Origin of the sequence: Qipengyuania sp. JC766 (genome assembly GCF_040717445.1) — a bacterium.
Lineage (GTDB): Bacteria > Pseudomonadota > Alphaproteobacteria > Sphingomonadales > Sphingomonadaceae > JC766.
Map to the genome: position 1 here is coordinate 1,685,855 of NZ_JBFEFL010000001.1, position 26,071 is coordinate 1,711,925.

Consider the following 26,071-nt stretch of genomic DNA (forward strand, 5'->3'; position numbering starts at 1 on the left):
CGGGCGATCATTCCGATCCCACCGCCGAGTGGAAAGCGACGAAAGACGTCGCCAAAGCCGCCTCGCCGTCGATGAGGTCCTGCCTGCTGGCGATGAGCTGGCGCTGCGCGTCGAGCACGTCGAACAGCGAGGCGAGCCCTTCTCGGTAGAGCGCGTTGGACTGCGACAGCGCCGTCTCGCTCTGCTCGATCGCCTCTACCAGATCGGCATTGCGCTGGTCGTATGCCTCGATCGAAACCAGCGCATTCTCAACTTCGCCCAGCGCGACGAGGAAGGTGGAGCGGTATTCCGCCAGTCGCGCCTGCGCCTCGCTTTCCGCCGCGTCCACTTCCGCCTGCCGGCGGCCGCCATCGAACAGCGGCAGGTCGATCGCCGCGCCCAGCGTCAGGAGGAAATCGCTGAATATCCCGCCGAGCGATCCGTCGCCCACGCCGAGGCTGCCCGGAATGGTGAGCGATGGCCGCAAGTCGGCCTGCTCGATCCCGATATCCGCCGCCGCGCGGGCAAGGCGCGCTTCGGCCGCGAGGATGTCCGTCCGGCGGCGCAGCAGGTCCGCAGGCGTCCCGGCCGCCGGGCCAAGCCCGTATTCGGGAATGATCCCATCCTCGTCCGTCGCGGTCACGGAAAACGCGCCGGGCGGCTGCGCCAGCAGGACCGCCAGCGCGTTCTCGGCTGCGGCGCGGGAAATCAGGATCAGGCCCCGCCGCGCCCGGGTCTGCGCAAGGTCCGCCGCCGCCCGGCGTACGTCCAGATTGGCCGCAAGCCCCGCCTCGAACCGCAGGGTCACGATGCGCAGCGTCTGTTCCTGCAGGTCCGTCGACTGGTCTAGCAATTCCAGCTGGGCGCCGGTGCGGCGATACTCGATGTACTGGCTGGCGATGGCCGCCGCCACGATCCGGCGCTGGTCCGCAAGGAAGTAGTCCGCTTCCGCGTAATCCGCTGCCGCCGCCCGGATTTCCGCGGCCAGGCGTCCGTTGATGTCGGGATTGAAGAGGCCGAACAGTCCCGCGGTCGCCGTGACTTCGCTGTCGGTGGCAAGCGCCACGCCAGCTTCCCCGGCGGCGTCCAGCGTCGGGAGTCGGTCCGCGCGTTCCGCACGCAACAGCGCCGCGGCAGACGCTAACCGGTCGGCGGCGGCATCGATGTCCAGATTGGCGGAAAGCCCCTTCTCGATCAGCCGGTCGAGGACCGGATCGCGAAACCCCTTCCACCATTCCTCGTCGAGGCCCGATGGCGGTAGGTCGGTGGCGAAGGCAGGCGGCGCTGACAGGTCCGGCTGCAATTCGACAGGCGCGGGCGTCGCGCATCCGGAAAGCGCGAAAAGCGTTCCCGCGAGGGCCAACGCGGGTATCCTCATGCTGGCGCCATGGTCGTGTCCTCGTCGACCTCCTCGATTTCCGCGTTCAGCCGCTCCAGATCGACGCTGCGCGGTTTGCCGAAGCGCGCGACGGCCAGATAGATCACCGGAGTCAGGAAGAGCGTGAAGACGCCGGCAATGCCCAGCCCGCCGAAGATGACCCAGCCGATCGACTGGCGGGCTTCCGCACCGGCGCCGCTGGCCAGTATCAGCGGCACTGCGCCCAGGACGGTGGAGATCAGCGTCATCGCGATGGGGCGAAGGCGGATCGATGCCGCTTCCTCGACCGCTTCGCGCACCGAGCGTCCCTGATGGCGCAACTGGTCCGCGAATTCGACGATGAGAATCCCGTTCTTCGCCATCAGCCCGATCAACATGACCAGTCCGATCTGCGAATAGATGTTGAGCGAGACGCCGGACAGGAACAGCGCGAAGATCGCGGCCGCCAGCGCGAAGGGAACGGTCAGCAGGACCACCACGGCGCTCGTCAGGCTCTCGAATTGCGCGACCAGCACGAGGAAGACGATCACGAGCGCGAAAGCGTAGGTGAGCAGCAGGTCGTTGGACGTCTCCTCGAGGCTTTCGGCATCGCCCTGGAGCAGCATGTCGATCCCCGGCCCGACCGTTTCTTCCGACAACCTCTCGATCTCGTCCACCGCCTCGCGCAGCGGGGTGCCTGCGTCGATATTGGCACTCACATTGATCGCGCGCCGCTGTTCCGTCCGGTCCAGCTCGGCAGCGATGCCCTGTTCCTCGATCACGGTGACGCTCGATAGCGGGATCAGCGATTGCTCGTCGCCGAGCGACCCGCGCACGTAGAGGTTCCGCAAGTCGGAAGGGTTGGTCACGCTGACCGCCTGCGCCGTCAGGAAGATCGGGACGGCCTGGTCGCCCACGTTGAGATCGATCAGGTCTTCCCCGCCGACCATCGCGCGCAGGGTCTGGGCCAGGTCGTCGAGATCCACGCCGAGGTCCGCCGCGCGCTGCCTGTCGATCCGGATGGACAGCTGCGGCTGCGTGGGCTGGTAGGATATCTCTGCGTTGGACAGGATGTCCGACTGGGTATCGATCGCGGTCGCCAGCGCCTGCGCGGAATCGTAGATGGTGCCGTATTCGGCCCCCGTCAGCGCGACCTCGATCCCTTCCCCGCCGCCGCCGAAGCTCAGCGTGCCGCGCCCGCGGGCGTTTGTGCGTGAACCGGGAATCTCCTGCAGCGGCTCGTTCAGTTCCTCCACCAGTTCCGTCTGGCTCCGGTCCCGCTCGCCCCAGTCGGCCAGCTGTGCGGTGACCCGCACCCGATTGGGGTCGTACCGGCCCACGATGGAGAAGGTGCTCTCGATCTCCCCGCTGTCCAGATAGGGCTGCAGGACCCGTTCGACCTCGTCCAGCTCGCCATCCATGAAATCGATCCCGACGCCGTCGGGGCCGGTCGCATCGACCGTAATGACACCGCGATCCTCGTCCGGGACGAGCTCGTTCTCCAGCTGCGAATAAAGCAGGCCGGCCGCCACGGCGAGCACGACCGAAACGATGCCGACCAGTCGCGGCCGGTCGAGGCAGCGCTTCAGACCGCTTTCGTACCAGCCATTGGCCTTGCTGCCCCATCGGGCCAGCCTTCCCGGCTCCTCGTCCTTGCCGGTCAAGTCGAACCGCGCAGCCAGCGCCGGCACGAGCGAGAGCGCGACGAAGCTGGAAATGATCACTGCGACGGCCAGCACGAAGCCGAATTCGCGGAACAGGCGCCCGGCCTCGGACGGCAGGAAGCTGATCGGCACGAACACCGATACGAGCACCGCCGTGGTTGCCACGACGGCGAAGAAGACCTGCCGCGTGCCGAGCACGGCCGCGGCACGGCGGCCCAGCCCCTTGTTCTGCAGGCGCTGCGCGTTTTCCAGGACGACGATCGCATCGTCCACGATCAGGCCCGTCGCTAGCACGAGCGCCAGCAGGGTCAGCAGGTTGATGGAAAAGCCCATCAGCCAGATGCCCGCGACCACCCCCACCAGCGCAACTGGAATGGTGGTACTGGGCACGACGGTCGGGCGCCATGCGCGAAAGAAGATCAGCATCGTCCCGATGACGACCGCGATCGTGAAGGCGAGCGTGATCAGCACTTCCTGGACGGAAATCTCGATGAACTCGGCATCGTCGGAAACGACCCGGATCGACACCCCGTCGAAGCGTTCGTTGATCGTGTCGACGCCTTCGCGAATGGCGCTCGAAATCTCGATGGTGTTCGAACTCGCCTGGCGCACGACGCCGAGACCCACGATGGGCTGGCCGTCCAGGCGCACGAAATTCGTGGCATTGGCGGGCGCGAAATCCGCCTCAGCCACGTCGCCCACGCGCGTGGTGCCCGATATGACGACGTTCTCGATCCGCTCCGGGTCAGTTGCGCTGGCTTCGGCCCTGACCACCAGTTCCTGCGCATCGGAGCGGAAGGATCCGACCGGCACGTCGTAAGGCGCGCTTTCCAGCGCATCCGCGACATCGGTCAGGGTCAGGCCGAACCGGTTGAGACGCGCCGGATCGACGGAGACGCGCATCTGCCGCGCGCGCGTCCCGAACTGTTCGATGCTGGCGACGCCCTCGGCGGTCAGCAGTTCGGGAATGATGTCGTTCTCGACGATGCGCGTCAGCTCGGCCTGGTCGTACCGGTCCGACTGGACCGCCAGCGTCATGATCGGCTGCGCGTCCTGGTCCGCCTTGACGACCGTGACCTGCTCGACCCGCTCCGGCAATTCGCGCGTGACCCGGCTGACCGCCTCGCGCACGTCAGATGCCGCCGTGTCGAGATCGATGCCCGGATTGAACTCGACCCGGATGCGCGAATTGTTCTCCTCGCTGGACGAACTGATCTGCCGCACGCCGGACACGCGCGCGACCGCGTCTTCGAGCAGGCTGGTGACTTCGGAGTCCATCGTCTCCGGGGCCGCGCCCGGAAGGCTCGCCGTCACCGAGACGATCGGCCTGTCGACGTTGGGAAGCTCGCGCACTTCCGCACCCAGCAGCGCCGCGATGCCGGCGATGACGATCAGCAGGTTGAGCACACCGATCAGCAGCGGTCGCTTGACCGCCAGCATGGGTAGGTCGGACTTATTCTTCATCGGCGGCAGGCGCTGTCCCTGTGGCCTGGGGCTGGCGGACCCGGACGTCCTGCTGACGCGGCGTGCCCTGCCGCACGAGCCGGATTTCCTGCCCGTCGCGGACTTTCTGGACCCCTTCGACTATCACCCGGTCGTTACGGTTCACGGCCCCGTCCACGAAGACCAGCCCATCGCGCCGCGAGGTGATCGTCACGGGAATCCGCCGGGCGGTGCCTTCGCGCACGACGAAGATGTGCGAGCCCTCGCCGCCCCAGACGATCGCTTCTTCCGGCACCACCGGGCGCGCTTCGCCCGCGCGGGAGAATACCACGCGGAAGCTCATGCCCGGCCTTAGCTGGTCGTCGCTGTTGGGGATCGCCGTGCGGACGATGAAGTCGCGGCTGTCCTGCGAAATACGCGTGTCGGTAGTGACGACCCGCGCGTCGATCGTACGCGACGGGTCGGAGAACGGCGTGACCTGTACGACCTGTCCGGGCCGAAGGGCATTGAATACTGCCTCGGGCGCGGGGAAATCCACGTAGAGCGTGCCGCGCTGGTCGATCTGGGTGACGGGCGTCGAGTCGTTGACCCGATCGCCGCGGTCGATCTCCGTCAGGCCGACATGGCCCGAGAACGGCGCGCGCACGGTGCGATCGGCGAGCGCGGCCTGCGCCTGTTCCAGTGCGACGCGCGCGGAGGCGAGCGCGGTCTCGCCCGCCTCGATCTGGCTTTCGGAAATGGCGCCGGTATCCTCGATCCGGCGATAGCGACCAAGCAGCTGGTCCGCTTCGCGAACCTGCACCCGCGCCGCCTCCACCGCGAGGCGTTCCTGCCGTGCATCGAGGCTCAACAGGGGCTCGCCATTGCGGACGTAATCGCCCGCCGTGAAGAGAACGTCCGTCACCCGGCCGGCCGTTTCGGCGAAGATCTCCGCCGAAGTGGCCGCGCGCGCAGAGCCGATCGCCTCGATCTCAAGCTGCTCCGGCAGGACCCGCACTTCCTGCGCCACCACGGGCACCGCCTCGCGCTCGGGCTCGCCCTGCTCCTCCCCGCATGATGCGAGTGCAAGCGTGACGACAGCGAGGAGAACGCGAAAGCGAGGGAGGGACACTTGGGGAGGGCAATCCGGACTAAGGCAGGAAACCTAGCTTGTTGCGGAAAGCCCGTGCGAGAACAACACCTTTGTTAGGTGAGAAATTCGCAAGATTCAGTGTTCCCGCCCGGCTCTCCAGAGGGTCTGCGTCAATGGTTCGATGAGGTATGACAGGGCGCTTCGCTTGCGCAGCGGCACCAGCACTTCCGCAGTAAGGCCCGGTCGCAGTCCACCGTCGGAACGAAAGTCCCGGATGATTGCCAGTTGCTCCTCAGGTACTTCCACTTCCACCCTGAAATAGCGCGTGCCCGTCCGCTCGTCCTCGAAGCTGTCGGCAGACACGTTTGCAACCTTGCCTTCGAGAATGGGAAGGTTGCGCTCCTGCAACGCGGGAAAACGGATCTGGGTCGCCATGCCGACCCGCAGGTCGTCGGCATCCTTGGGCGATGCTTTCGCCTCGATCAGCAGCTTGCGGTCCTGTGGCACGATTTCCATCAGAGTTTCGCCCGGAGCGATCACTCCCCCCACGGTGAAGACCTTGAGGCCCACGACGCGGCCGCTCGCTGGCGCGCGGATCTTCGATCGTTCGATCTGTTCGCGCGCCGCGTTGAGGCGCGGGGTGATCTCGCTCAGCCGGACCTGAACCGCCCGCAATTCGTCCGCGACCTGTTCCATCATGTCGCGGTCGAGCGAGAGCGCGCGCAATCGCGTCTCGCCGATGCCCTCCGACGTGCGCGCGACTTCGGCCTGCAAGGCTCCGAAATTGCCGTCGAGTTCCGCAGCGGCCCTTTCGGTCGAGCGGATCTGCGACTTTGAGACGAAACCACGGTCGGCCAGTTCGCGCAGGCCCGAGAGTTCCTCGTCGATCAGACGGCTCTGCTCGCGATTGTAGTGGATCTGTTCGTTGTAGCCCCCGATCTGCTCGGCCTGCTGCCGTTCCCGCTGGCCCAACAGGCTGCGCTCGTTGGAAAGCGAGGCGCGGCGCGCCGTGAACAGCAGACGCTGACCGCGCATCGCCTCATCGGCCAGCACACGGTCCTGAGGATCGAGATTCGCGAATTCCTCCGGGGCGGTGACGTCGGACTGGCCGTCCCGTTCCGCCAGCAGTCGTGCGCGCTGCGCGTGCAGCGCGATCGCTTCGCCGGTCAGCCCGCGCTCGTTGGCGAGGACTTCGGGTGCAGAGAGTGTCAGCAGCACGTCCCCCGCCTGCACGACCGCGCCTTCCCTTGCATGAAGCTTGGTGACGATGCCGCCATCGCGGTGTTGCACGGTCTGGCGATTGCCGGACACCGTGACCACGCCCTCGGCGAACGCTCCCGCATCGAGCGGGATGAGCGCCGCGAAGCCGAGCAGAAGGGCGAAGAACGCCCCGCCGATGACGGCACCTGACCGCAGTTCGCGCCGCGGGGCGTCCTCGGCCTCTTCGTCCGCTTCGATCTGGGGCTTCCCGAATTTCCAGCTCATATCGTTCACGCCTTTGCTCTCCCGGTCATCGGCACGACTGTGCGTTTCTCCATGTGACTGCGCATCTTTTCGAGTATTTCGTCGCGCGGCCCGAAGTCGGCCACTGCCCCGTCTTCCAGCACGAGCAATTTCTCGGCCGTGGAAAGGATGGCCGCGCGGTGCGCGACGATCATGATCGCCGCACGGTCGAGCCTGGCGGCCGCGACCGCCCGGACGAGCGCCTGCTCCCCTTCGGAATCGAGCGCCGAATTGGGCTCGTCCAGGACGATGAGTTTCGGCTTGCCGAACAGGGCTCTCGCCAAAGCGATCCGCTGCGCCTGGCCGGTCGACAGGCGATGATGCGCGTCTCCGATCATCGTGTCGTAGCCGCGCGGTAAGTGGAGGATCATCTCGTGGACACCCGCCCGGGTCGCCGCGTTGACCACGGCGGCATCGATCGATCCCTGGAAGGTCTCCTCCGTCGCGAAGCGCGAGATGTTCTCGGCCACGGTCCCTGCCAGAAGCTGGCTGTCCTGCGGCAGGTAGCCGACATGCGTGGCGAGGAGATCCGGGTCCCAGTCGTTGTAACGCGCGCCATCGATCCGGATCTCCCCCAGATCGGGCGCTAGAGCCCCGGCGACGATTCGTGCCAGCGTACTTTTTCCGGCGCCGGAAGGACCGATCACGCCGACGATCTCGCCCGGCGTCAATTCGGCGCAGACGTTGCGCAGCAGGATGGCATTCCCATCGGGACTGCGCACGGTGACATGGTCGAGGCAGACGGCGCCCAGCGGGGGAGGCAGGGCGGTACGCTCACGATCCCCCTCCTCGGCTTCTTCCATGAGCGTGCCGAGGCTTGCGAGCGCCTGCCGCGCCTGCGTGATGGCGGCCCACTGCGCGACGAGCTGCTCGATCGGCTGAAGGGCGCGGTTCAGCAGCACGGAGGCGGCGATGATCGCACCGATCGAAATCTGTCCGTTGATCGCGAGCCAGGCGCCTGCGCCCAATGCCGCGGATTGCATGAACATGCGGAAGAATTTGACCCGCGCGCTGTAGCCGCTGCTGAGGAACTGGACGTCCGTCTGCGCGTGAAGTCCCGCTTCGCGCTCTCGCAATTGCCGTTGCACCATGGCCCGGCGCATGCCGAGCGTGCGGATTATCTCTGCATGGCCGAGCGCATTTTCCTGCTCCGCATAGGCTCTCGAGCTCGCCGCATGCGCGCGTTCCGCCAGCGGTTTCGTGCGCCGCTCGTTGGCGATCGCCAGTCCCGCCAGGATCGCGATGCCGACGAGAACCAGCCCGCCCAGAAGCGGGTGAATGAGGAACGCCACGGCGAAATAGACCGGCGTCCAGGGCGTATCGAACAACGCCATCATCGCCTGCCCGCCGAACGCCTGGCGCAGCGTGTCGAATTCCCGCATGGCCTGCCGCGCCTTGTCGCTCTCGTGCTTCTGCCGGCCCAGCAGGCGGTCCATGATGCGGCCGGCGAGCAGACGGTTGAGACGAAGGGAAGCGCGCATCATGAGGCGCGAGCGAACGGCATCGAGCCCGGTGAGCGTCGCCAGCGCGACAGCAACGACCACCGTCAGCCAGACGAGGGTCGCAGTACCGGCCGTCGGCACGACACGGTCGTAAACCTGCATCATGTAGATGGTCGGCGCGAGATACAGGATGTTGACCAGCGCGCTGAAGCCGGCGGCCAGCATCATGTGCTGCCGGCATGCCTTGACCGCGGGGCCCAGGCTCGGCGGCACTTCTGTCAGAAAGAGTTTCATCGCATGGTCCCCAATTCCATTCGAATGTCGATCCAGGTGCCGACGGCCCGATCGGGAGAACGGGGCGCCGGCACGCCCATCTCAAAGCAGCAAGGCGTCGGAGAGCTCATCTCCATGGGGGTTCGACCAGTCCACTTCGAAATAGGCTTTCGTAATCTCGCAAGAGAGGCCCATCGGCGAAGCTGACGGTGCGATCCCGCCGTCCAGCAGTCCGGGTTGGACCCCCGCGCTGAACCGGCTGCCCAGGAATTCCGAGCTGAACCCGTCGACGCTGTCTGGCCGGACCATGTGCGAGCGGAAGTCGAACATCTGGGCGTTCATGAAGTCGAACCCGGCCGGCCCGGCCGCCGTCGAACCCGCAGTGTCGCCCGCCACGGCCTCGACCAGCTCGGACAGCGTGTCCGCGATCTGCGTCGGCAACGCCATGCTTCCCGAAGGCGCGCTCGGGGTTGCCGCGGTCTCTGCCATCTGGAAGCTCGACTGCCCTAGGGTATCCGCCGAGACGCCTCGCAGCAGCATGGTCTGCGATCCGACCGTGATGGCCGTGTCCGCGCCCTGCTGGACGATCAGGACGTCGGTAGCGAAACCGGCGGCCGTGACGCCGAGATGGCTCAGGTCGATCCGGTCTTCCCCGACCGCGAAGTCGAGCACCTCGTCGTCACCGCCGAAGACGAAGACGTCGTCGCCCGATCCGCCGCGCAGGCTGTCGTCGCCCGCCCCGCCGTCGAGGATATCGTCGCCCGATCCTCCCTCGAGCACATCGTCGCCCGCTCCGCCTTCCAGCACATCGTCGCCCGATCCGCCTTTCAGCGTGTCGTCGCCCTCGCCACCGGACAGGACGTCGTCGCCGGACCCGCCGCGCAGGACGTCGTCGCCGGCTCCGCCTTCGATGACATCATCGGACGATCCCCCGACCAGGACATCGTTTCCGGAGCTTCCCGGCATCGGACCGCTGCCGGAACCGGTGTCGGTTGGCGGGGGCGTGACGACGGGCGTGTCGTCCCCGCCGCCGGTGCCTTCGCCGGACGTATCGTCTTCGTCATCGTCCGAGCCGGCGGAATGATCATCATCATCATCGCCCTCGTCGTCATCGTCGACCGGCGGCATCTGCGAAACATCCTGGAACACGTTGTCCGGCAGATCGGTGAGCCCCGTATTGCGCTCGATGATCTTGGAGAAGGACGCGACATTGTCCGCGAACAGCTGGTCGTCGAAGACTTCCAGATAGTACAGCCTGTCACCATGCTGCAGCCGGTCGAGCTGCTCCAGGAAGATGTAGCCGAAGGTCGAACCGAGCTGGCCCTTACGGGGCTTCTCGGCCAGTCCGCCGATCCACAGGTCCATCGTGTCGAACCCTTCGGGGTAGGCCTGCTGCAGCTGAGCGATCAGTTCGTCGGACAGGTCGTTGCGCGTCTGGAAATCCTCCCAGCCCGTGTATGGCCGCAGGCTCGCATCGCCGGTGCTTTCGAACAGCTGCGCCCGCACGTCGTTGAACGGCGCGACGCCCATGTCCCTTCCGCGGAAGATGTTGAGTGCCGCGAGGTCGAGGGGCCGGCCCACAAGCTGGTTGCGAAGCGCGTTGACCATGTCGACGTCGATCGCCTGGTGCAGGTCCGCGATCGCGCCTGCCAGCAGACCGTCGACGCCCAGTTGCCCGACCTTGTCGGGACGAAGGAAGGCATCGACCAGCGACAGGCGGGAAATCACACCATCGCTGCCGACATATCCCAGGTCTTCGTTCAGCATGGAATGGCCGAAGCGATAGGCGGCCTGCGCGAATTCGACGGAAATCGAGGAGTCCACCGTCGGATCGTATGCCTCGAACCCGTGCTCCGGATCGCCTTCGCCGAGGCCGCCCGCCATGGCCGTGGCGAACTCGGTGAACACTACCTGCTGGTACTCGGCGATGTTCATCATCCGCGCGGCCTGGAAGTATTCCTCCTCGGTCCAGCTGCCGTTGGTCTGCTCCTTCAGCGTGTCGACCCACCAGTTGTGATTGCGCGCCCAGATCGTGTGGATCGAGGTGAGCATCACGTTCTCGTTGAGGCGACCGTCGCCGGCCACGTAATAATGGCCGATCGCATCCAGATCGAGCACCGGTTCCGCCTGGTCGGGCAGTGTGACGAAGACGGGAATGAAGTCGATCAGCAGAGGCTGGCCCGTGCCGTCGAAATTCTGCACGTCTTCGGCGGTCAGTTCGTCCCCGCCGGTCATGATCCGGTAGTTCTCCCGGATATCGTTCAGGGTCGGGAGAAGGCCGCGCCCGGTCGCATCGGTCGCCCCGGTCAGGAGGTAGGCCGACTGGCTGGGCTGCCCGTCATCGCCGACATCCCAACGCCGCAGCACATCGGTGATCGCCTCGTGCGAACCATAGGCCTGGTTCTGGTCCACGAAGGGAGAGGCGTGGTTGACGTATTGCGCGGCAATTTCGTCGCCGTTGTTTGGAATGCCGTCAGGATCGATGCCCGTCCCTTCGAGGATGTTGGAACGCGGCGCACTGATCGGAAAGCCCGGCGTTCCGATCGCGACGCTGCCGGGTAGCCCCTTCGCCACGAAATCCAGCCCGTGATCGAAATACTGTCCGAAGAAGGTCAGGAGGGCAGACCCGCCGAACGCGTTGGGAATGCTTTCCTCCGTCCCGTCTCCGTCATTGTCCTGATTGGAAACGATGTCGGAAATTTCGCGAGGCGTGAGCGCGGTTTCCCTGATGCCCGACGCGCCGTCCGTGTAATGCGCTTCGGTCAGGCGGATGAAGGGCTGGTCGGCATTGCCGTAGAGCGGATTGTCGACATTGTTTCCGAAGCCCGACGCATCCCGGATCATCCCGCTCTCGATCAGGTCGAGCAGGTCTTCCAGGTCTTCCGCGTCGAGGAAGCTTCCCCGCGTGCCCGGGCCGTACTCGTCGTCCCGGTCGTCATCGTCGTCGCTCCGGCGCGAGACGACGCCTTCGGCGCTCCGCTGCAGGTCGGCTGCGGACATCGTCGTGCCGTCCGCGAACTCCACGCTGTCCTGCGGGCGCAGGTCGCCGACGAGCCGGTCGTCACCGCCATGGCTCTTGAAAACCACGCGGTGATCGGACGCCAGGCCGGCTATGTCGACCGTATCGCCGGCTGCCGAACCTTCCAGCGTGATCGTGCTGTAGGCGAGGCTGGTCCCGGTGAAGTCGCCGACGATCACGAACGTGTCGCCCCCGCCCTTCCCGTCGATCACGATCTCTTCGGTGCCGAGCACTTCCGCTGCGATTACGCCGTTGCGCACGATCACGATCTCGGTCACGGCACGCACCCCGCTGAAACCAGCGGCGAGCGCGGAAGCACGGTCGTAGATGCCGAATGTCTCCGCGCCGGCATCGCCATGCAGCAGGACGGTATCGGTACCGCCTCCGCCGACCATCACGTCGCGACCGTCTCCGACCCGCCAGAACATGGTGTCGGACCCGGCCTGACCCCTGAGAAAGTCGTTACCGGAGCCTCCGGTCAGGATGTCGCTGCCGGCCCCGCCGCGAAGATCGTCACGCGCAGCCCCGGCCTGGCCTATGAGCAGGTCGGAGCCGCCGGTGCCGGTCAGGATACCGCCGCCGCTATCGGCCGAGATCAGCAGGTGATCGGCATCGGCGAATGCGAGCCGTTCGATGCCCGTAAGCGTATCGGTCCCTTCGCTTCCAACAAGGTCGGTCGCGGTCAGATTGCCAGCACCGTTCAGGCCGAACGCAAAATCGAACACGCTGCCGGCAAAGGCCGCCGTATCGATCCCACCGCCGCCATTGAGCTGGTCGTTGCCGCCATTGCCGGTGAGGGTGTTGAAGGCCCCGTTGCCGTTCGCGACATCGTCGCCTTCGGTGCCGACGAAGTTCGGCTCTGCCGCGCTAGCCGTCCAGAGGTCGCCGACAGGCCCGACGGCTTGCGACGCCAGTTGTTCGACGGCCCCGATGCTGTCGGTGTAACTGACCAGCACGCGCAGAGACTGGCCGGGCATCGCCTCGCCCGGAGTGAAGGTCGCGCCGGTTCCCCCTTCCGCGGCGGGAATATCGACCCAGGTCGCACCTTGGTCGGCGGAGACCTGCCACTGGAAGGCAAACGTGCCCAGCCCGTCTTCGTCCGCAATGCTGCTTGTATCGACCGACAGGACGAAACCTTCGGTCGGCGTCGTGTCGGTAATGACCGGGAGCCCGGTCGGCGCGACATTGAGATACGGAATCGTGCTAACCGTCTGGTCGCGGAACTGCAGCCATTCGATGCCCGACACCCGGTCCACACCGTCGGAAAGTCGCACTGCGCCGGTAGCCGGATCGATGATTCCGTCGGTCACGGTCACGTGGCGGACGGTGAGCGTTCCATCGCCGTTCGGTGTGATCTCGTAATTGGCGAAATCGTCGAAAAAGATGGCCGTGTCCTGATCGCCCGCATGACCATCGTCCACGATCTCCCGGACGATGTGCATTTGGGAAGGCTTGACCGCGCCCGAGAGCAGGTGGGTGGTCAGCGGCTTGGTCACCCCGTCGATCGTCACCGTGTCCTTCAGGCTGGTGACGGTTGCGATCTCCGTCGTGCCCCCGGCTTCGGTGATGCTGATGCGCACGTGCAGGCGATGGTCGCCGTCAATGAAATCGTTGCCGCCACGGCCTTCCAGCATGTCGCTGCCGCCGCCACCCATCAGGATGTTGCCCGTTGCGAACACGACCTCGTCATCCGGCGCGTCTCCGCGCGGGGCAAGGCCGAGAGCTTCGCGAAGCCCCGCGATCCTGTCGACACCGGCCTGCGTCAATTCGTGGCCGGTCATGTCCAGTTCCGGCGTGACTTCGGCAAGGTCCGGCGCGCCGCGGTCGTCGCCGCGAAGCACGTCGTCGTGATCCGAACCCGACAGGGCTTCTGTCGCGTCGAAGCGGTTGCGCAGGATATCCGCCGCTTCCGTCGTGAAAATCTTGATCGTCAGGTCGGAATTCGCCGCGATCCCGCTGCCCTGATGGCTGGCCCAGTCGAAACCGAGCATGCCTTCGTTGCGCATGACGCTTTCGCCCTGCACCATGATATCATCGCCGGACTCGGCATCGAAATCGTGCTCGTCGTTCCCGGCGAACATGACGTCGTGACCGACAATCGTGGAATTGAAGAACAGTTCGGAGTTGTCGCCGGCAGTGGTGTCGAAACCGCCGCCCGCTTCGATCCAGTCGTCGCCTTCGTTGCCCAGCAGGAAGTCGGCATCGTCGCCGCCCAGGATGAAATCGTCGCCTTCACCGCCGAAGACCTCGGTTGCGTCGACGCCGACGATGAAGGCGTCCTTGCCCCGGCCACCCATGAGCACGTCGAGGCCGTTGGAATTGGCAATGACGTCGTCGCCATCCTCGCCCTTGATGAAGTCGCCCGAATCTCCGCTGTCGGTGATGATATCGTTCCCGGCGCCCCCGATGATCAGGTCGACGCCGTGACCGCCTTCGATGCGGTCGTCGCCGCCGCCGCCCCAGATGCCGTCGTCACCCCCGCCGGCGATGATGATGTCGTTTCCTTCGGTCCCGTTGATCGTCGTGTGGTCGGCCCCGTTGAACTGCAGGAAATTGCTGTCCGGGCCGAGCGTGTTCGGATTGTCACGCCGCACCGCCGAAATGCCCAGCGCCGCGAGCACGGCATTCTCCTGCACGGGATCGGGCTGGATTTGCTTCGAGGGATCGACATGCAGGACGTAGTCCGCAAGCGTGAAGGAATCGACGTGCGAATGATAGTTTAGGATATCGTCCGCCGTTCCGCGGATGCCGTCCGGACCCGGAAGGGTCTGGTCGGTGTTGGCCATGATCATCTTGGAAAAAGCGTTGTTTTCCAGCTCGTTGAGCAGATTCATGCCCTGCGTGCGTGACAGGTAGTAGAAGCGGTCGTTGTCCTGCAGGTTCTCCATCTGGGCTTCGAAGACCGCGTTGAAGGTCGACCCCAGGAAACCGCCGAAGGCCATCGGACGCTCGGCAAGGCCGCCGACCCACATGTCGATGTCGTTGACGCCGGTTTCGGCCGCGGGTCCGTTCAGGAAAGCGAGCCGTGCCGAGCGTTCCTCGAACGTTTCGTTCTCGGTACCCAGCACGAGCAACGTGGCCGCATCACGCCGCGCTTCGACATTGTTGCCGGCATCGAGGATGGACTGGTGCGTCCCGTAAGCGGCGATGAAATTGATCACCGACATCGGGTTCTTCAGGTTCTCGGCGAAATCGACCCAGCTCGTGTAAGGCGTCAGGAAGGTCGATCCGGTGGCGTCGAACAACTGCTCGCGCGCATCGTTCAGCGTGGGCATGCCCGTTTCGCGGCCACGCGCGATGTTGATCGCGGCGAGGTCCAGCGGCAGGCCCAGCAGATTGTTGCGCAAGGCATCGGTGACGAACTCGTCGATGTGGTTGCCATGCTCGAGATTGAGGCCGCGGAAGATGGCTCCGGCGGCCTGCTCTGCCGTCAGCCGCCCATCGAGGTCATAGTCGACCGGGTTGAGGAAGGCCTCGATCAGCCCCGTGGACTGGCCCCATTCCGCCAGGTCCTGGACCAGCGTCGCATTGCCGTTCTCGTCATAGGTGACCGGCCGCCCTTCCTCGTCGAGGAACAGGCGCGTCACATCCTCGGTCAGCATCGAGTGTCCGAAGCGGTAGACCACATGCGCGAACTCGGCGAAAATGGCCGGGTCAATATCGGTTATGCTGTTGAACACGAACGGATCGATGTTCGGCTGTAGGCGCCGTCCGAACTCCTCGAAAACGAGATGCTGGTACTGCATCTCCGTGGCGAATTTGGCGACCTGGAAGAGCCGCTCTCCGTTCCAGTCCAGGCTTTCCGCCTGCATCGCGATCTGCGCATCGCTCAGGCCGGAAAGGGCGTCCGCTTCCGCCTGGGAGATCGCGATATCCAGCCATTCATTGATGAATGCCGCATCGCCGGATTTCAGTATCTCTACCTTGTTGGCCTCGACCTGCCGATTGTGTTCGGAATGGAAAACGTGGTGGACGGCGGTCAGGCCGATATTCTCGTTGCCGCGCCCGTCGCCCGTCACGAAATGCCTGTCGAGCAGCTCGTTATCATATTCCTGATTGCGACCATTCGTCGAAGCAACCTCGTTCCCGGTTTCACTGTCCGCGTCCGCGACCAGGTTGCCGTTCTGGAACACCGGCGCAGCGCTGTGCGCGATATCGTCGAGGAAAGCATGCGACGTCCGGACGGGAACGACAGCACCTTCAGGTCCGGTTTCTCCCGCCAGTCCCAGCATGAGCGTGACCGGGGCGTCGGGCGTGCCGCTGACGACAATGTCGTCGGTCGTGTTCGGGATCCCGTCGTCGCCAAGCCCGATGATGACCTGCGCGAAGCCGTTTTCGTCCGGGATGAAATTGCCGTAGGGGTCGCTACGCAAAAGCGGAATTGCGCCGACATCCTTGTCGGTCAGCTCGATCCCCAGCAACTCGCGTGCCTGCAGCTTGACATCCGCCCAGGTCGCCAGGCCCCCGTTGCTTCCTTCGAGAAGGTGACCGGTCGCTTGCGGGCGCCCGTCGACCATCTGGTATTCCCGCATGAATATCTGCTTCGACGCGTGCGAACCGTAGGTCTGGTTCTGATCCACGAACGGCGTCGTCGTATTCAGCGTCTCGCCATTCTCATCGACCTGCGCACGGGTCATGACCATGAAATTGGTATGGCCGCCTTCGACGTAGAGCGGATCGTCGGGCTGTAGCGGGATATAGACGCTGCCGTTTCCGCCCTTGGGAATGAGATCCAGCCCATGATCGAAGAATTGCCCGAAGAATGTCATCCACGCGTTGAAGGGTGCGGATAGGCCTTCGTCCGGGGCGGTATTCGGAATGACCAGGCTGTCGCCCTGCATGGTCAGCCCGTAATCCGCAGCCAGTGCTTCGAAGTCGTCGCGCGTGATCGTGCCCTGCTCGAAAGATGCCCATGCCGCATTCAGCGATTGAACGGCGGCCATCTGGTCGCTGTCGTAGCCGGTCTGCGTCAACGCTGCCGAAATGGCGGCTGGATTGCCCGGCGTCTGGTCGACGATCAGGTTCGAGATCAGGCGCGGATCGATATCCGCCAGGCTGCCGCTCGATCCGTAATCGTTGTTCGTTACTGTCGGCGCCGGGCCGGGGCCGTCGGGATCGAAGCTGTCACCATCGGCCTCGTCCCGGTAATAGGACGCGAACATGCGCGGCAGGATCTGATCGGAGGCACCCCAGGTCTCGCGCCCTGCGACCAGATTGTTGAAGGTACCGTCAACCGTACGCAATCCGAACGGAAGGCGCGGATCCTCGATCAGTTCGCTCAAGGGCGTTCCAGCGGCATGCGCTTCCGCGATCTTGATCTGGCGAAGGATGAAGATGAGATCGTGCAGGTTGAGTTTGACGGCCATGGTACTTCCCCTGGTTACGCCAGCGGAAGACACGAGAAGAAGCGCCGCAAAATGCGACTAATCAAGCCAGTTCCCGTCCATCCGCCGGTAGAGTTCTTCGCGACTCGTTCGCGGCAGGGAAATGATGATGGAAAGAGGGCCGGATCGTCTATCAGCTTGAAGGATTATGAATTCGGCTTAACCAAATCACTACTTGTCCGGCACGCCCGACCAAAGTGCTATTACTTTCGGTGTAGAAGGGCGGCGACCCAATGCTGCTTTGGCCCGCAATCGAGGGGCTCGAACATCGGTCTGGTCCAGGATCAGAAGCAGTCCGCACTCAGCGGATCGGACGGGGAAGGTTCCGCATCAATGACCGGCGCGACAAGTGCATCCTTGCGGTTGTCGTTGCGGCTGAGTTCACGCAGGCGTCCCACGGCCGCAACCCGGTTGTTCACGCCCAGCGCGCGATAGGCGCCGTTGAGGTGTACTTTCACTGTCCCTTCGCAGATACCGAGCTCGCGACCGATCTGCTTGTTGGATTTGCCCGTGGCAAGGACGCGGAGAACCTTCAGTTGCTGTTGCGTCAGTACGGGTGTGGCCGCGGTCGGACCGACACGTCGCTCTTCACCAAGTTTGGAAAAAAAGGGCCGGCCATCGACAAGCGCCGCCACGGCGCTGCACACTTCTTCCGCAACACGGGTCCTCTCGATGCAGGCGAGGACTCCCAACGAGATACACCGCGACACCGTGTCCCGGGTGACCAGAGGCATGACAACGCACAGTTTCGGAATCGGCTTATGACGCAGGACTGTCGGCAGGCCTGCCATTCCGTTCATCCCGGGCAGATCGAGATCGACGACCGCTATGCCGCCACAGCCCCGATCCACGAGCCGAAGCAGCGCAGTGAAGCTGTCGGCCGTTTCAACCTGCACGTCCTGGTTGGACGACTCGACGATCGCCTTGAGGCCCATCCTCGAAAGACCGTCCCTGTGTGCAACTATAACCGATTGAAATGTCACGTCCCCCACCCCCTGGTTTCCGTGCTTGCGGGTGCGACCCTCCCGTTATTCGATCCAATAGAAACATGGCACAATACTTGCCAAATGTCTACTTTATCAAAGGCTGGAAGCCGGGTGTCTCAACGTGAGACTATACCTGTCGATAGGGACAGAAAAAGAGAGGGACTGGCCATCGATTTGGGAAGCATTTGAACTTCCGAAGATTTTCGAACGATTTGGTGGCCACCGGTACTATCGGGCGCTTGCGAGCTTCCGGATATCTGGAAGGTGTGGTGAGCCGTGCTGGGTTCGAACCAGCGACCTACTGATTAAAAGTCAGTTGCTCTACCGACTGAGCTAACGGCCCGACCAGAGCGGGTCCCTAAGGAGCGGGCGCGGGCGGGTCAAGCGGCTGTGGAGGTGGCGCACGGCGAGACCGGTTACCGGATCGCGCCAGTCCGGGACGACGGCGGCGGCAGGGCCGAGCACGAACGCCCGGTCGCGGAACGCGACATGCGGCACGGCAAGATCGCGATTTGCCCAGTTGCCCCCCGACCACAGCACGATGTCGAGATCGAGAACCCGTGCCCCCCAGCGCGGGGCCAGCTTTCGCCGGCCGAAATCCCGTTCGATGGCCTTAAGCCGGGTCAGCAGCGCGTCCGGCGCCAGTTCGCATTCCAGCAGCGCAGCAGCATTGGCATAGCGCCTGCGCGATGGGCCGACGGGATCGCTGCGGATGATCGGGGACCGGACCACCTCGCCCAGACCGGCAAGGACATCGAATGCCCGGTCCAGTACCTGCTCCGGACGGCCGTAGCGCGTGTGCATCCGGTTGGAGCCAAGCGCGATCAGATAGGCGTGTTCGCTCAGATATCCTCGCAGATGCGTCCGTAGAGCTCCGGTCGCCGGTCGCGGAAGAAGCCCATGCCGGCCCGGTGCTTCGCGGCCAGCGCCAGGTCCAGCGTGGCGACCAGCACGCCGTCTTCCCCGCGCCCGAATTCCGCGACGAGATCGCCCCACTCGTTGGTAATGAAGCTGTGGCCGTAGAAGTCCTGTCCGCTTTCCATCCCGATCCTGTTGCTGGCGATCACCGGCATGCAGTTGGACACGGAATGCCCCTGCATCGCGCGGCGCCACATCCGGCTGGTGTCGAATTCGGCGTCGTAGGGTTCGGACCCGATCGCGGTGGGATAGAACAGCAGTTCCGCCCCCATCAGTGCCATGACCCGCGCGCTTTCGGGATACCACTGGTCCCAGCAGATGCCGACACCAATGCGGGTGCCAGCAACGTCCCAGACCCGGAAACCGCCATTGCCAGGGCGGAAGTAGAACTTCTCCTCGTAACCCGGCCCGTCGGGGATGTGGCTCTTGCGGTAGGTGCCCAGCACCTCGCCCGTCTCGTCGATCATGGCGAGCGTGTTGTAGTAGTGGTGCCCGTCGCGCTCGAAGAAGCTGGTCGGGATCGCCACGCCCAGCCCCTTCGCCAGCTTGCGCATCGCACGCACCGACGGGCTTTCCTCGAGCGTATGGGCAAGCGCGAACAGCGCCTCGTCCTCTTCGCGGCAGAAGTAGCCGCCGGCGAACAGCTCGGGGGGGAGCACGATCTGCGCCCCTTCCGCGGCCGCGCGCTCGACCAGCTGCGCGACCGCATCGATGTTCGCAGCTTCCTCCGCCCGGTTGAGCGAGAGTTGCAGCGCGGCGACGGTGACTTCGGTCACGGCCTTCGTCAGTCCGCCTTGCGGAACAGGAGCGTCATCCGGTCGCTTTCGCCCAGATCGGCGAGGTCCGCACGGTCCCCGCGCAGCACGGGCGGCATTTCCCACACGCCCTGCGGGTGGTCCGCCGTGTCGCGCGGGTTGGCGTTCACATCGCTCATGCCGACGAGTTCGAAGCCCTGGACGCGCATGAAGTCGATCACATCCTGCTGGCGTACGTAGCCCTTGCTGCCATTGGCATAGCTCCAGTCGGCATCGGCCTTCGCCCGGTGCTGGACGATGCCGATCATCCCGTCATCGGACAGCAGTTCGCGCATCGCGGCGATTTCGCTGTCGGCAGTGTTCCAGCGCATCAGGTTGTGCATCATGCGGATCACCAGGATCCGGTCGAAAGTGCCCTTCTCCGCGTCGGGGATGGTGTCCAGCGTCATGCCGGCAAAGCGGCTTTCGGGCGCGCCGGTCCATTCGGCCGCCTGCGCCGGGAAACCGGCCGCACCGTCGCGAATGCCCTGTTGCGCCTGTTCGTTGAAAGGTCCGGTCGTCGGGTTGAAGTAGAGGCCGACGAGGCGCCCCTGGTCGTTGACGTAATTGCCCAGCACCCGCGTGTACCAGCCGCCACCGGGCGCGTATTCGCCGATCTTCATGTCCGGCTGCACCCCGAAGAAGGCGAGCGTACGCTCCGGGTTGCGATAGACGTCGCGCGCGCGGTCCTCCGCCCGGTTCTCCTTCGCCAGCGCTTCCTTCAGCGCCATGTGCATCGCGTGATGCTCCGCCTCGGCGGACTGCGCATCCTGCGCGGCGGCGGGCACGGCCATCGCCAGCGAGGCGGCGGCGGCGGAAAGGGCAAGAAGGGTACGCATCGATGTCTCTCCCGAAGTGATGGCTTGCTGCAGGGTTCTAGGCACGCCGGTGCCCCTGACAAGTGGGCAGCGTGTTCCTATCTTGTCGGCAAAGGAGATATGACGACCATGGCAGAGAGTGAACAGGCAATCGTGGCAGGTGGCTGCTTCTGGTGCACGGAAGCGGTGTTCCGCGACGTGATCGGAGTGACCGCCGTCGAGAGCGGTTATATCGGCGGGGACAAGCCCGACCCGACCTACAAGGAGGTGTGCTCCGGCACCACGGGCCATGCGGAGGGCGTCAAGGTCACTTACGATCCCGACACGATCAGCCTCGCGCAGATCTACGACGTGTTCCTCGGCACGCACGACCCGACCCAGCTGAACCGGCAGGGCAACGATGTCGGTACGCAGTACCGCAGCGCCATCTTCCCACTGGACGATGCGCAGAAGGCGGAAGCCGAAGCGGCGATCGAACGCTGGAACGCGGAGAACGACGGGACGGCCGTGACCACCATCGAGGGCGGCGAATGGTACCCGGCCGAGGATTACCACCAGGAATACTGGGAAGGCGAAGGCCAGCGCAATCCGTACTGCCAGGCGGTGATCCCGCCCAAGCTGATGAAGCTGCGCAAGAGCTTCCAGAAGTACCTGAAGGAAGACGCCTGAACCGACCTTCCCGGTTGGGGACATGGACCGCTGGATCCGGTTCGAAAGAACCGGGGCCGGTCCCTCTCCTGCGCGGAAAACCGGCGTTTTCCGGCCGGGCGGCTCCCCGTGCTGTGACTTTCGTGACGCGGCGAAAGTCACACCGGGACGAGCCTTTTGTTCGCGGGCCTCACGGCCCGCGTCGATGTGCGACATTCGCTCATTCACCGACCCCTGACAGATTCGGGCCCGTGTAGGACAGCGCGAAATGCAGGGCCGGTGACTCCGGACAGCTAAGCGTGTCAGCCGGCGGCAGCGGGCTTCGTGCCATGCCAGGCGCGGATCATGAAGCTCTGGAAGAACGGCACGGGGCGGGACAGGCCGGCGTCCTGCCAAAGCTGGGCCGTTCGGTCTTCGGGCAGGACGCACAGCACGTCGCGCAACATGTCCGGCAGCGCGGCAAGCGATGCCTCGTTCGCGCCCATCATGACCTGGACCTGCCGCCAGTCCGCAAGCATGGCCGGGAAGCCGGCGCCATCGAGGTCGGCACTGATTTCGGCGCTGACAAAACGGCCACCCGGGCGCAGCCGGTCATGGATGGCGCGATAGAAGGCGGGACGTGCGTCTTCCTGCACGAAATGGGCGACCAGCAGGCTGACGGCCGCATCGAAGCCGGTCTCCGTCAGGTCCTCCACATGGCCCGCAACCAGTGTGCAGCGATCGGCGAGACCCGCGTCGGCCAGCCTGTGTGCGGCGATGGCGAGCATGTCCGGCGACGGATCGACGCCGGTGAAGGTCCAGCCCGGAAAAGCCTCGGCCAGCGCAAAGATGTCCGCCCCGGTTCCGACCCCCACGCACAGGATCCGCGCGTCCTGCGGTAATTCGGTGAGGACCAGCCGCATCAGGAAATGCAGACCGTCGGAGATCGGCTGCAACCCGCTGTTCCGCCGGTCGTAGGCGGCGGCCATGTCGGCATCGAAGAAATCGGCGGTGCGGAAAGCGACGTGTCCTGTCATGATACTTTATATCATGGGACTTCGGCGGGATTGGCGCAAGTGCCGATTGCAGGCCAGTTGCGTCAAACGCATGACTGCATGCAATCGGGGCGGGGAACGGTTCCCACCTTATCGGCTTTCCCATACGGACGGGCCGAAAAGGATGCTGCAAATGCAAGACCTTACGCTCCCGCTCGTCATCGGTTTCGTCGTCATGGCTCTCGGATCGCTCGCGATCTACGCGCATGGCGACAAGCGCACCGAATATCTCCACCACACGCAGTTCCATTCGGTCGTGCCCTTCATCGCGGCGACGGCCTATCTGGCCATGACGCTCGGGATCGGGCGGCTGGAGCTTGTCAGCGGGGAAACGATCTTCCTCGCCCGCTATGCGGACTGGATCGTGACGACACCGATCCTGCTGACCGGCCTGGTGATGGCCGGCCTGCACGAACATCCCCGCCATTCCACCTACATCCTGCCGGTCGTGATCCTCGACGCGCTGATGATCGTGACCGGCCTGCTGGGCGCGCTGGCGACGAACGAGGCGGAAAAATGGATCTGGTTCGCCTGGTCGTGCGCGGCGTTCGTCGGCATCATCTGGCTGCTTCTCGGCCCGGTGATGCGGGCGGCAAAGGCGCTCGGCGGCGAATTGACGAAGGTCTACACTGCCAATCTCGCCTTCCTGCTGATCGTATGGTCGATCTACCCGCTCGAATGGGCACTCGGCCCGCAAGGTCTCGGCCTGTTCGACGCGGTGGCCGATGCGTGGGTGATCCTCGTCCTCGATGTGACTGCCAAGGTGATCTACGGCTTCGTTGCGACGGCGCGGTTCAAGAAGTTGAGCCTCGACGCGGCCGACCGGAAAACCCTTACCGCCAGCGAGCTGTGAGCCGCCAGGCTCAGCCCTTGCGCCAGCGCGCCACGAAGAAGCCGTCCAGTCCGCCCGCATCCGGCAACTGGCCGGGATGGGTGCGCAGCCAGCCCTCCCCGGTCGGCTGCAATCCCCCGGGCAGTTCGTCCGGCGTGATCGGGGCAGGGTCCAGAGCGACGCGGGCCGCCTGCTCCTCGCCCTCCTCGTGTTCCAGCGAGCAGACGGCGTATACCAGCGTGCCGCCCTGCGGCAGCCACTCCACCGCGCGGGCAAGCAGGGCCGCCTGCAGTTCCGCCAGTTCCTCGATCTGCCGGGGACCGATCCGGTGCAGGACGTCCGGGTGGCGGCGGCAGGTTCCGGTCGCGGTACAGGGCGCATCCAGCAGGATCGCGTCGAACGCCTTGGCGGGCTGGTAGGTCAGCGCATCGGCCTTGACGGTTTCCGCCTCCAGTCCGGTGCGCGCGAGGTTCTCTCGCAGCCGCTGCAGGCGCGGGCCGCTCTGGTCGAGCGCGGTCACCTGCCAGCCGGCTGCCGCCAGTTGCATCGTCTTGCCGCCCGGCGCGGCGCACAAGTCTAGAACGCGGCGACCCTCCCCCGGTCCGAGCAGGCGCGCGGGCAGCGATGCGGCAATGTCCTGCACCCACCATTCGCCCGCCTCGAAGCCGGCAATGCGATCGACCGGTGTTCCGCGCGGCAGCCGCAAGTGTCCGGGCGCGAGCGATCCGGCACCGGTCTGCGCGGCGATATCGGCCGTCCGTGCGGGGTCCTTGAGCGAAAGATCGAGCGGCGGCGGCACGGCGAGGCCGGCCGCGACCGCATCCGCCCGTTCCCCCCAGCGCGCCCGCACCGTATCCGGCAAGGTCGGTATATCCGGTAGCGCGATCTCCCGCTTGGTCAGCGTGCTGAAGACGCCATGCGCGAGCCGCCGCGGCCCGCCGGTCAGCAAGGGCAGCGCGGTCGCGATCACCGCATGGGGCGGCGTATCCAGCCGCAGCCACTGTGCCAGCATCAGGCGCAGCACGCTGCGCGGCTTGGCATCGTCCGGCAGGCGTTTTGTCGTGGCGCTGTCGATCAGAGCGTCGAGGTCGGCCAGCCAGCGCAGCGCCTCGTGCACGATGGCGCGGGCCAGCGCCTTGTCGGCAGGACTGCGCACGCGGCCGAGCGCGGCGCGTTCCGCCAGTTCCAGCGTCTCGCCCCGGCGCAGCACGGCGTCCAGCATCTGCAGCGCGGCGCGGCGCGCGGGCAATCCGGGTATCTCGGCCATGGTCCCCGCCTAGCGATGCTTGAAACCAAGCGCCAGCGCGCGCATTTCCAAGGCATGACCCAGCGCGCCACGAAACGACCCGATGGCTTCACCAAGCCCGCCCACTGGACCAACGATCCGCCACCCGAGCCAGAAGCGCCCGTACCCGAGAGCGAGCGCGACGACCCGCAGGGCCTCAGCCCCACCCGCTACGGCGACTGGGTGAAAGACGGGATCGCGATCGATTTCAGTTAGAGCGGCTTCAGGGTGACCCGCAGCCCGTCCTTCGGTTTGGGAATCGGCCAGGCCTGCCATTCGGGCTCGTATCCCTTGGCAATCTCGATCCGGTAGCGGGTCAGCATGTGCGCCATCAGGATCTTGATCTGCATGTAGGCGAAATGCAGCCCCAGGCACATGTGCGCGCCGCCCCCGAAGGGGACCCAGGCGTATTTATGCCGCGCCTTTTCCGCCTCGCGCGTGAAACGCATCGGATCGAAGCGCTCCGGTTCCGGCCAGATATCCGCCAGGTGATGGGTTGCTCCCGGGCTCACCGAAACCTGGGTACCGGCCGGTATCGTGTATCCGCCGAACTCGAAGTCGCGCAGGGCCCGGCGGGGGATCGAGGGCACCGGCGGCAGGAACCGCAGCGCTTCCTTGAACGCCATCTCGGTCAGTTCCAGTTCGCCCAGCTGTTCGTAGCCGACGGCCCTGCCCTCGCCGCCGGTCACCGCCAGCACTTCGCGCCGGATCTTCTCCTGCCATTCCGGGTGCAGCGCGAGCTGGTGGACCAGCGTGGTCGCTGACGAGGTGATGGTGTCGTGCGCCGCCATCATCAGGAAGATCATGTGATCGACCACTTCCTGCACCGACAGCAGCTCGCCATCCTCGCGCGTTGCGCGCGCGAACTGGCTGAACAGGTCCTGCCCGCCGGCACCCTCGCGACGCCGCACGGTTTCCCTGCCGAACCAGTCGACGAGGTATTTGCGCCCCTTCACGCCTCGGCCCATCTGCGTGAACGGCAGCGGCTTGCGGACCGGCGCGACCGAGGCCTGCACCATGTCGACGAAGGCCTGGTTGATCTTTTCCGCTTCGGCGCCAAGCGGCAGGTCGATGAAGCTGTCCGCCGCGAGGTCCAGCGTCAGCTGCTTGATCGCGGGGTAGAACAGCATTTCGCCCCGGGGGTTCTCGGCGCCCCACTCCTCCATCCGCCGGGCGACGCCGCGATTGAGGCTGTCGGCATAGTGCCGCATCGGGCCGGGCTTGAACGCGATCGAGAGCGCGCGGCGGTCCATCCGGTGATGGTCAAAATCGATCAGCATCAGCCCGCGGGGGAACAGCTTGTCGAGCACCGGACCCCAGCCCTTCTCGCTCGAGAACAGCTTGTCGCGGTCGAACAGGACCAGCTCGTTCGCCTCCGGCCCGATCAACGAGACCGTGTAGTAACCGAAGCTGTTGACCTTGTAGATGCGGCCGTAGCGTTCGAGCATGGTGCGCGAGAAACGCGGCGGGTCGCTCAGGATCGCGAGCGTCGAGCCGACGACGGGCAGCCCGTCCGCACCGGGAATATGGTCCAGCGAGGCGGCCGGTTCGGGGCCGGTCGCGGCAAGTGCGGGCGAATGCGGATCGGCGTGGGTGGCCATCGGGGAAGCTCCTTACTTA

16 protein-coding genes and 1 tRNA gene are annotated in these 26,071 nt (G+C 65.3%); 3 read left to right on the forward strand and 14 right to left on the reverse strand.

Translation table 11 applies throughout. The features are described 5' to 3' along the window. Nucleotides 1-7: 7 nt before the first annotated feature. From AB1K63_RS08210 to AB1K63_RS08260, 11 genes are all read right to left on the reverse strand, one after another. Nucleotides 8-1,342 carry an efflux transporter outer membrane subunit gene (locus AB1K63_RS08210; protein WP_366959620.1) on the reverse strand — a complete coding sequence of 445 codons (1,335 nt, stop codon included), beginning with the start codon at nt 1,340-1,342 and terminating at the stop codon, nt 8-10. An 11-nt stretch (nt 1,343-1,353) separates the two neighbouring features. Next, nucleotides 1,354-4,464, reverse strand: a complete 3,111-nt coding sequence (locus AB1K63_RS08215) for an efflux RND transporter permease subunit (RefSeq protein WP_366959621.1) — start codon at nt 4,462-4,464, stop codon at nt 1,354-1,356. Beyond that, entirely contained in the window at nt 4,454-5,554 is a 1,101-nt protein-coding gene (locus tag AB1K63_RS08220; protein ID WP_366959622.1) for an efflux RND transporter periplasmic adaptor subunit, read from the reverse strand. Before AB1K63_RS08220 ends, AB1K63_RS08215 begins: the two co-directional genes overlap by 11 nt. Nucleotides 5,555-5,650: 96 nt before the next feature. Beyond that, nucleotides 5,651-7,000 carry an HlyD family type I secretion periplasmic adaptor subunit gene (locus AB1K63_RS08225; protein WP_366959623.1) on the reverse strand — a complete coding sequence of 450 codons (1,350 nt, stop codon included), beginning with the start codon at nt 6,998-7,000 and terminating at the stop codon, nt 5,651-5,653. Between the two features lie 5 nt (nt 7,001-7,005). After that, entirely contained in the window at nt 7,006-8,754 is a 1,749-nt protein-coding gene (locus AB1K63_RS08230) for a type I secretion system permease/ATPase (RefSeq protein ID WP_366959624.1), read from the reverse strand. Between the two features lie 81 nt (nt 8,755-8,835). Further along, nucleotides 8,836-17,118 (reverse strand): peroxidase family protein, encoded by an 8,283-nt coding sequence (locus tag AB1K63_RS08235; protein ID WP_366959625.1) that lies wholly within the window; start codon nt 17,116-17,118, stop codon nt 8,836-8,838. Nucleotides 17,119-17,420: 302 nt separating this feature from the next. Continuing rightward, the gene (locus tag AB1K63_RS08240) at nt 17,421-18,128 is read right to left on the reverse strand and encodes a response regulator transcription factor (RefSeq protein ID WP_366959626.1); all 708 of its coding nucleotides are present in this window, start codon (nt 18,126-18,128) and stop codon (nt 17,421-17,423) included. 261 nt (nt 18,129-18,389) lie between these two features. Further along, a tRNA-Lys gene (locus AB1K63_RS08245) sits at nt 18,390-18,465 on the reverse strand. Continuing rightward, nucleotides 18,456-18,926 (reverse strand): 2-amino-4-hydroxy-6-hydroxymethyldihydropteridine diphosphokinase, encoded by a 471-nt coding sequence (gene folK / locus AB1K63_RS08250; protein WP_366959627.1) that lies wholly within the window; start codon nt 18,924-18,926, stop codon nt 18,456-18,458. The genes AB1K63_RS08245 and folK overlap by 10 nt, the downstream gene beginning before the upstream one ends. A gap of 38 nt (nt 18,927-18,964) precedes the next feature. Then, on the reverse strand, nt 18,965-19,816 hold the full coding sequence (gene aguB / locus AB1K63_RS08255; RefSeq protein WP_366959628.1) for an N-carbamoylputrescine amidase: 852 nt from the start codon (nt 19,814-19,816) through the stop codon (nt 18,965-18,967). Nucleotides 19,817-19,824: 8 nt separating this feature from the next. Beyond that, nucleotides 19,825-20,673: a methyltransferase gene (locus tag AB1K63_RS08260; protein WP_366959629.1), complete on the reverse strand. Its 849-nt coding sequence runs from the start codon at nt 20,671-20,673 to the stop codon at nt 19,825-19,827. Between the two features lie 108 nt (nt 20,674-20,781). On the opposite strand from AB1K63_RS08260, the gene msrA reads away from it, so the two are divergent. Next, the gene (gene msrA / locus AB1K63_RS08265; protein ID WP_366959630.1) at nt 20,782-21,321 is read left to right on the forward strand and encodes a peptide-methionine (S)-S-oxide reductase MsrA; all 540 of its coding nucleotides are present in this window, start codon (nt 20,782-20,784) and stop codon (nt 21,319-21,321) included. Nucleotides 21,322-21,602: 281 nt separating this feature from the next. Here msrA and AB1K63_RS08270 read toward each other — a convergent pair whose 3' ends face one another. Further along, a complete protein-coding gene (locus tag AB1K63_RS08270; protein WP_366959631.1) occupies nt 21,603-22,316 on the reverse strand; it encodes a class I SAM-dependent methyltransferase in 714 nt (237 codons plus the stop codon). Between the two features lie 151 nt (nt 22,317-22,467). Here AB1K63_RS08270 and AB1K63_RS08275 point away from each other — a divergent pair, with 151 nt between their 5' ends. Beyond that, nucleotides 22,468-23,187 carry a bacteriorhodopsin gene (locus tag AB1K63_RS08275; protein ID WP_366959632.1) on the forward strand — a complete coding sequence of 240 codons (720 nt, stop codon included), beginning with the start codon at nt 22,468-22,470 and terminating at the stop codon, nt 23,185-23,187. A 10-nt stretch (nt 23,188-23,197) separates the two neighbouring features. Here AB1K63_RS08275 and AB1K63_RS08280 read toward each other — a convergent pair whose 3' ends face one another. Then, nucleotides 23,198-24,433, reverse strand: a complete 1,236-nt coding sequence (locus AB1K63_RS08280) for a transcription antitermination factor NusB (protein WP_366959633.1) — start codon at nt 24,431-24,433, stop codon at nt 23,198-23,200. Between the two features lie 54 nt (nt 24,434-24,487). Between AB1K63_RS08280 and AB1K63_RS08285 the strand changes: the two genes are divergently transcribed. Next, the gene (locus AB1K63_RS08285) at nt 24,488-24,667 is read left to right on the forward strand and encodes a DUF1674 domain-containing protein (RefSeq protein ID WP_366959634.1); all 180 of its coding nucleotides are present in this window, start codon (nt 24,488-24,490) and stop codon (nt 24,665-24,667) included. On the opposite strand, the gene AB1K63_RS08290 is transcribed toward AB1K63_RS08285, so the two are convergent. Then, nucleotides 24,664-26,052, reverse strand: a complete 1,389-nt coding sequence (locus AB1K63_RS08290) for a cytochrome P450 (protein ID WP_366959635.1) — start codon at nt 26,050-26,052, stop codon at nt 24,664-24,666. The two genes, AB1K63_RS08285 and AB1K63_RS08290, sit on opposite strands and share 4 nt — an antisense overlap. Between the last annotated feature and the right edge of the window lie 19 nt (nt 26,053-26,071).

Excerpts from the sequence above, each read along its gene's own strand:
- AB1K63_RS08215 (WP_366959621.1), bottom strand. The coding sequence starts at position 4,464 with ATGAAGAATAAGTCCGACCTACCCATGCTGGCGGTCAAGCGACCGCTG.
- AB1K63_RS08225 (WP_366959623.1), bottom strand. The coding sequence starts at position 7,000 with ATGAGCTGGAAATTCGGGAAGCCCCAGATCGAAGCGGACGAAGAGGCC.
- AB1K63_RS08230 (WP_366959624.1), bottom strand. The coding sequence starts at position 8,754 with ATGAAACTCTTTCTGACAGAAGTGCCGCCGAGCCTGGGCCCCGCGGTC.
- AB1K63_RS08235 (WP_366959625.1), bottom strand. The coding sequence starts at position 17,118 with ATGGCCGTCAAACTCAACCTGCACGATCTCATCTTCATCCTTCGCCAG.
- folK (WP_366959627.1), bottom strand. The coding sequence starts at position 18,926 with ATGCACACGCGCTACGGCCGTCCGGAGCAGGTACTGGACCGGGCATTC.
- AB1K63_RS08260 (WP_366959629.1), bottom strand. The coding sequence starts at position 20,673 with ATGCGTACCCTTCTTGCCCTTTCCGCCGCCGCCGCCTCGCTGGCGATG.
- msrA (WP_366959630.1), top strand. The coding sequence starts at position 20,782 with ATGGCAGAGAGTGAACAGGCAATCGTGGCAGGTGGCTGCTTCTGGTGC.
- AB1K63_RS08270 (WP_366959631.1), bottom strand. The coding sequence starts at position 22,316 with ATGACAGGACACGTCGCTTTCCGCACCGCCGATTTCTTCGATGCCGAC.
- AB1K63_RS08275 (WP_366959632.1), top strand. The coding sequence starts at position 22,468 with ATGCAAGACCTTACGCTCCCGCTCGTCATCGGTTTCGTCGTCATGGCT.
- AB1K63_RS08280 (WP_366959633.1), bottom strand. The coding sequence starts at position 24,433 with ATGGCCGAGATACCCGGATTGCCCGCGCGCCGCGCCGCGCTGCAGATG.
- AB1K63_RS08285 (WP_366959634.1), top strand. The coding sequence starts at position 24,488 with ATGACCCAGCGCGCCACGAAACGACCCGATGGCTTCACCAAGCCCGCC.
- AB1K63_RS08290 (WP_366959635.1), bottom strand. The coding sequence starts at position 26,052 with ATGGCCACCCACGCCGATCCGCATTCGCCCGCACTTGCCGCGACCGGC.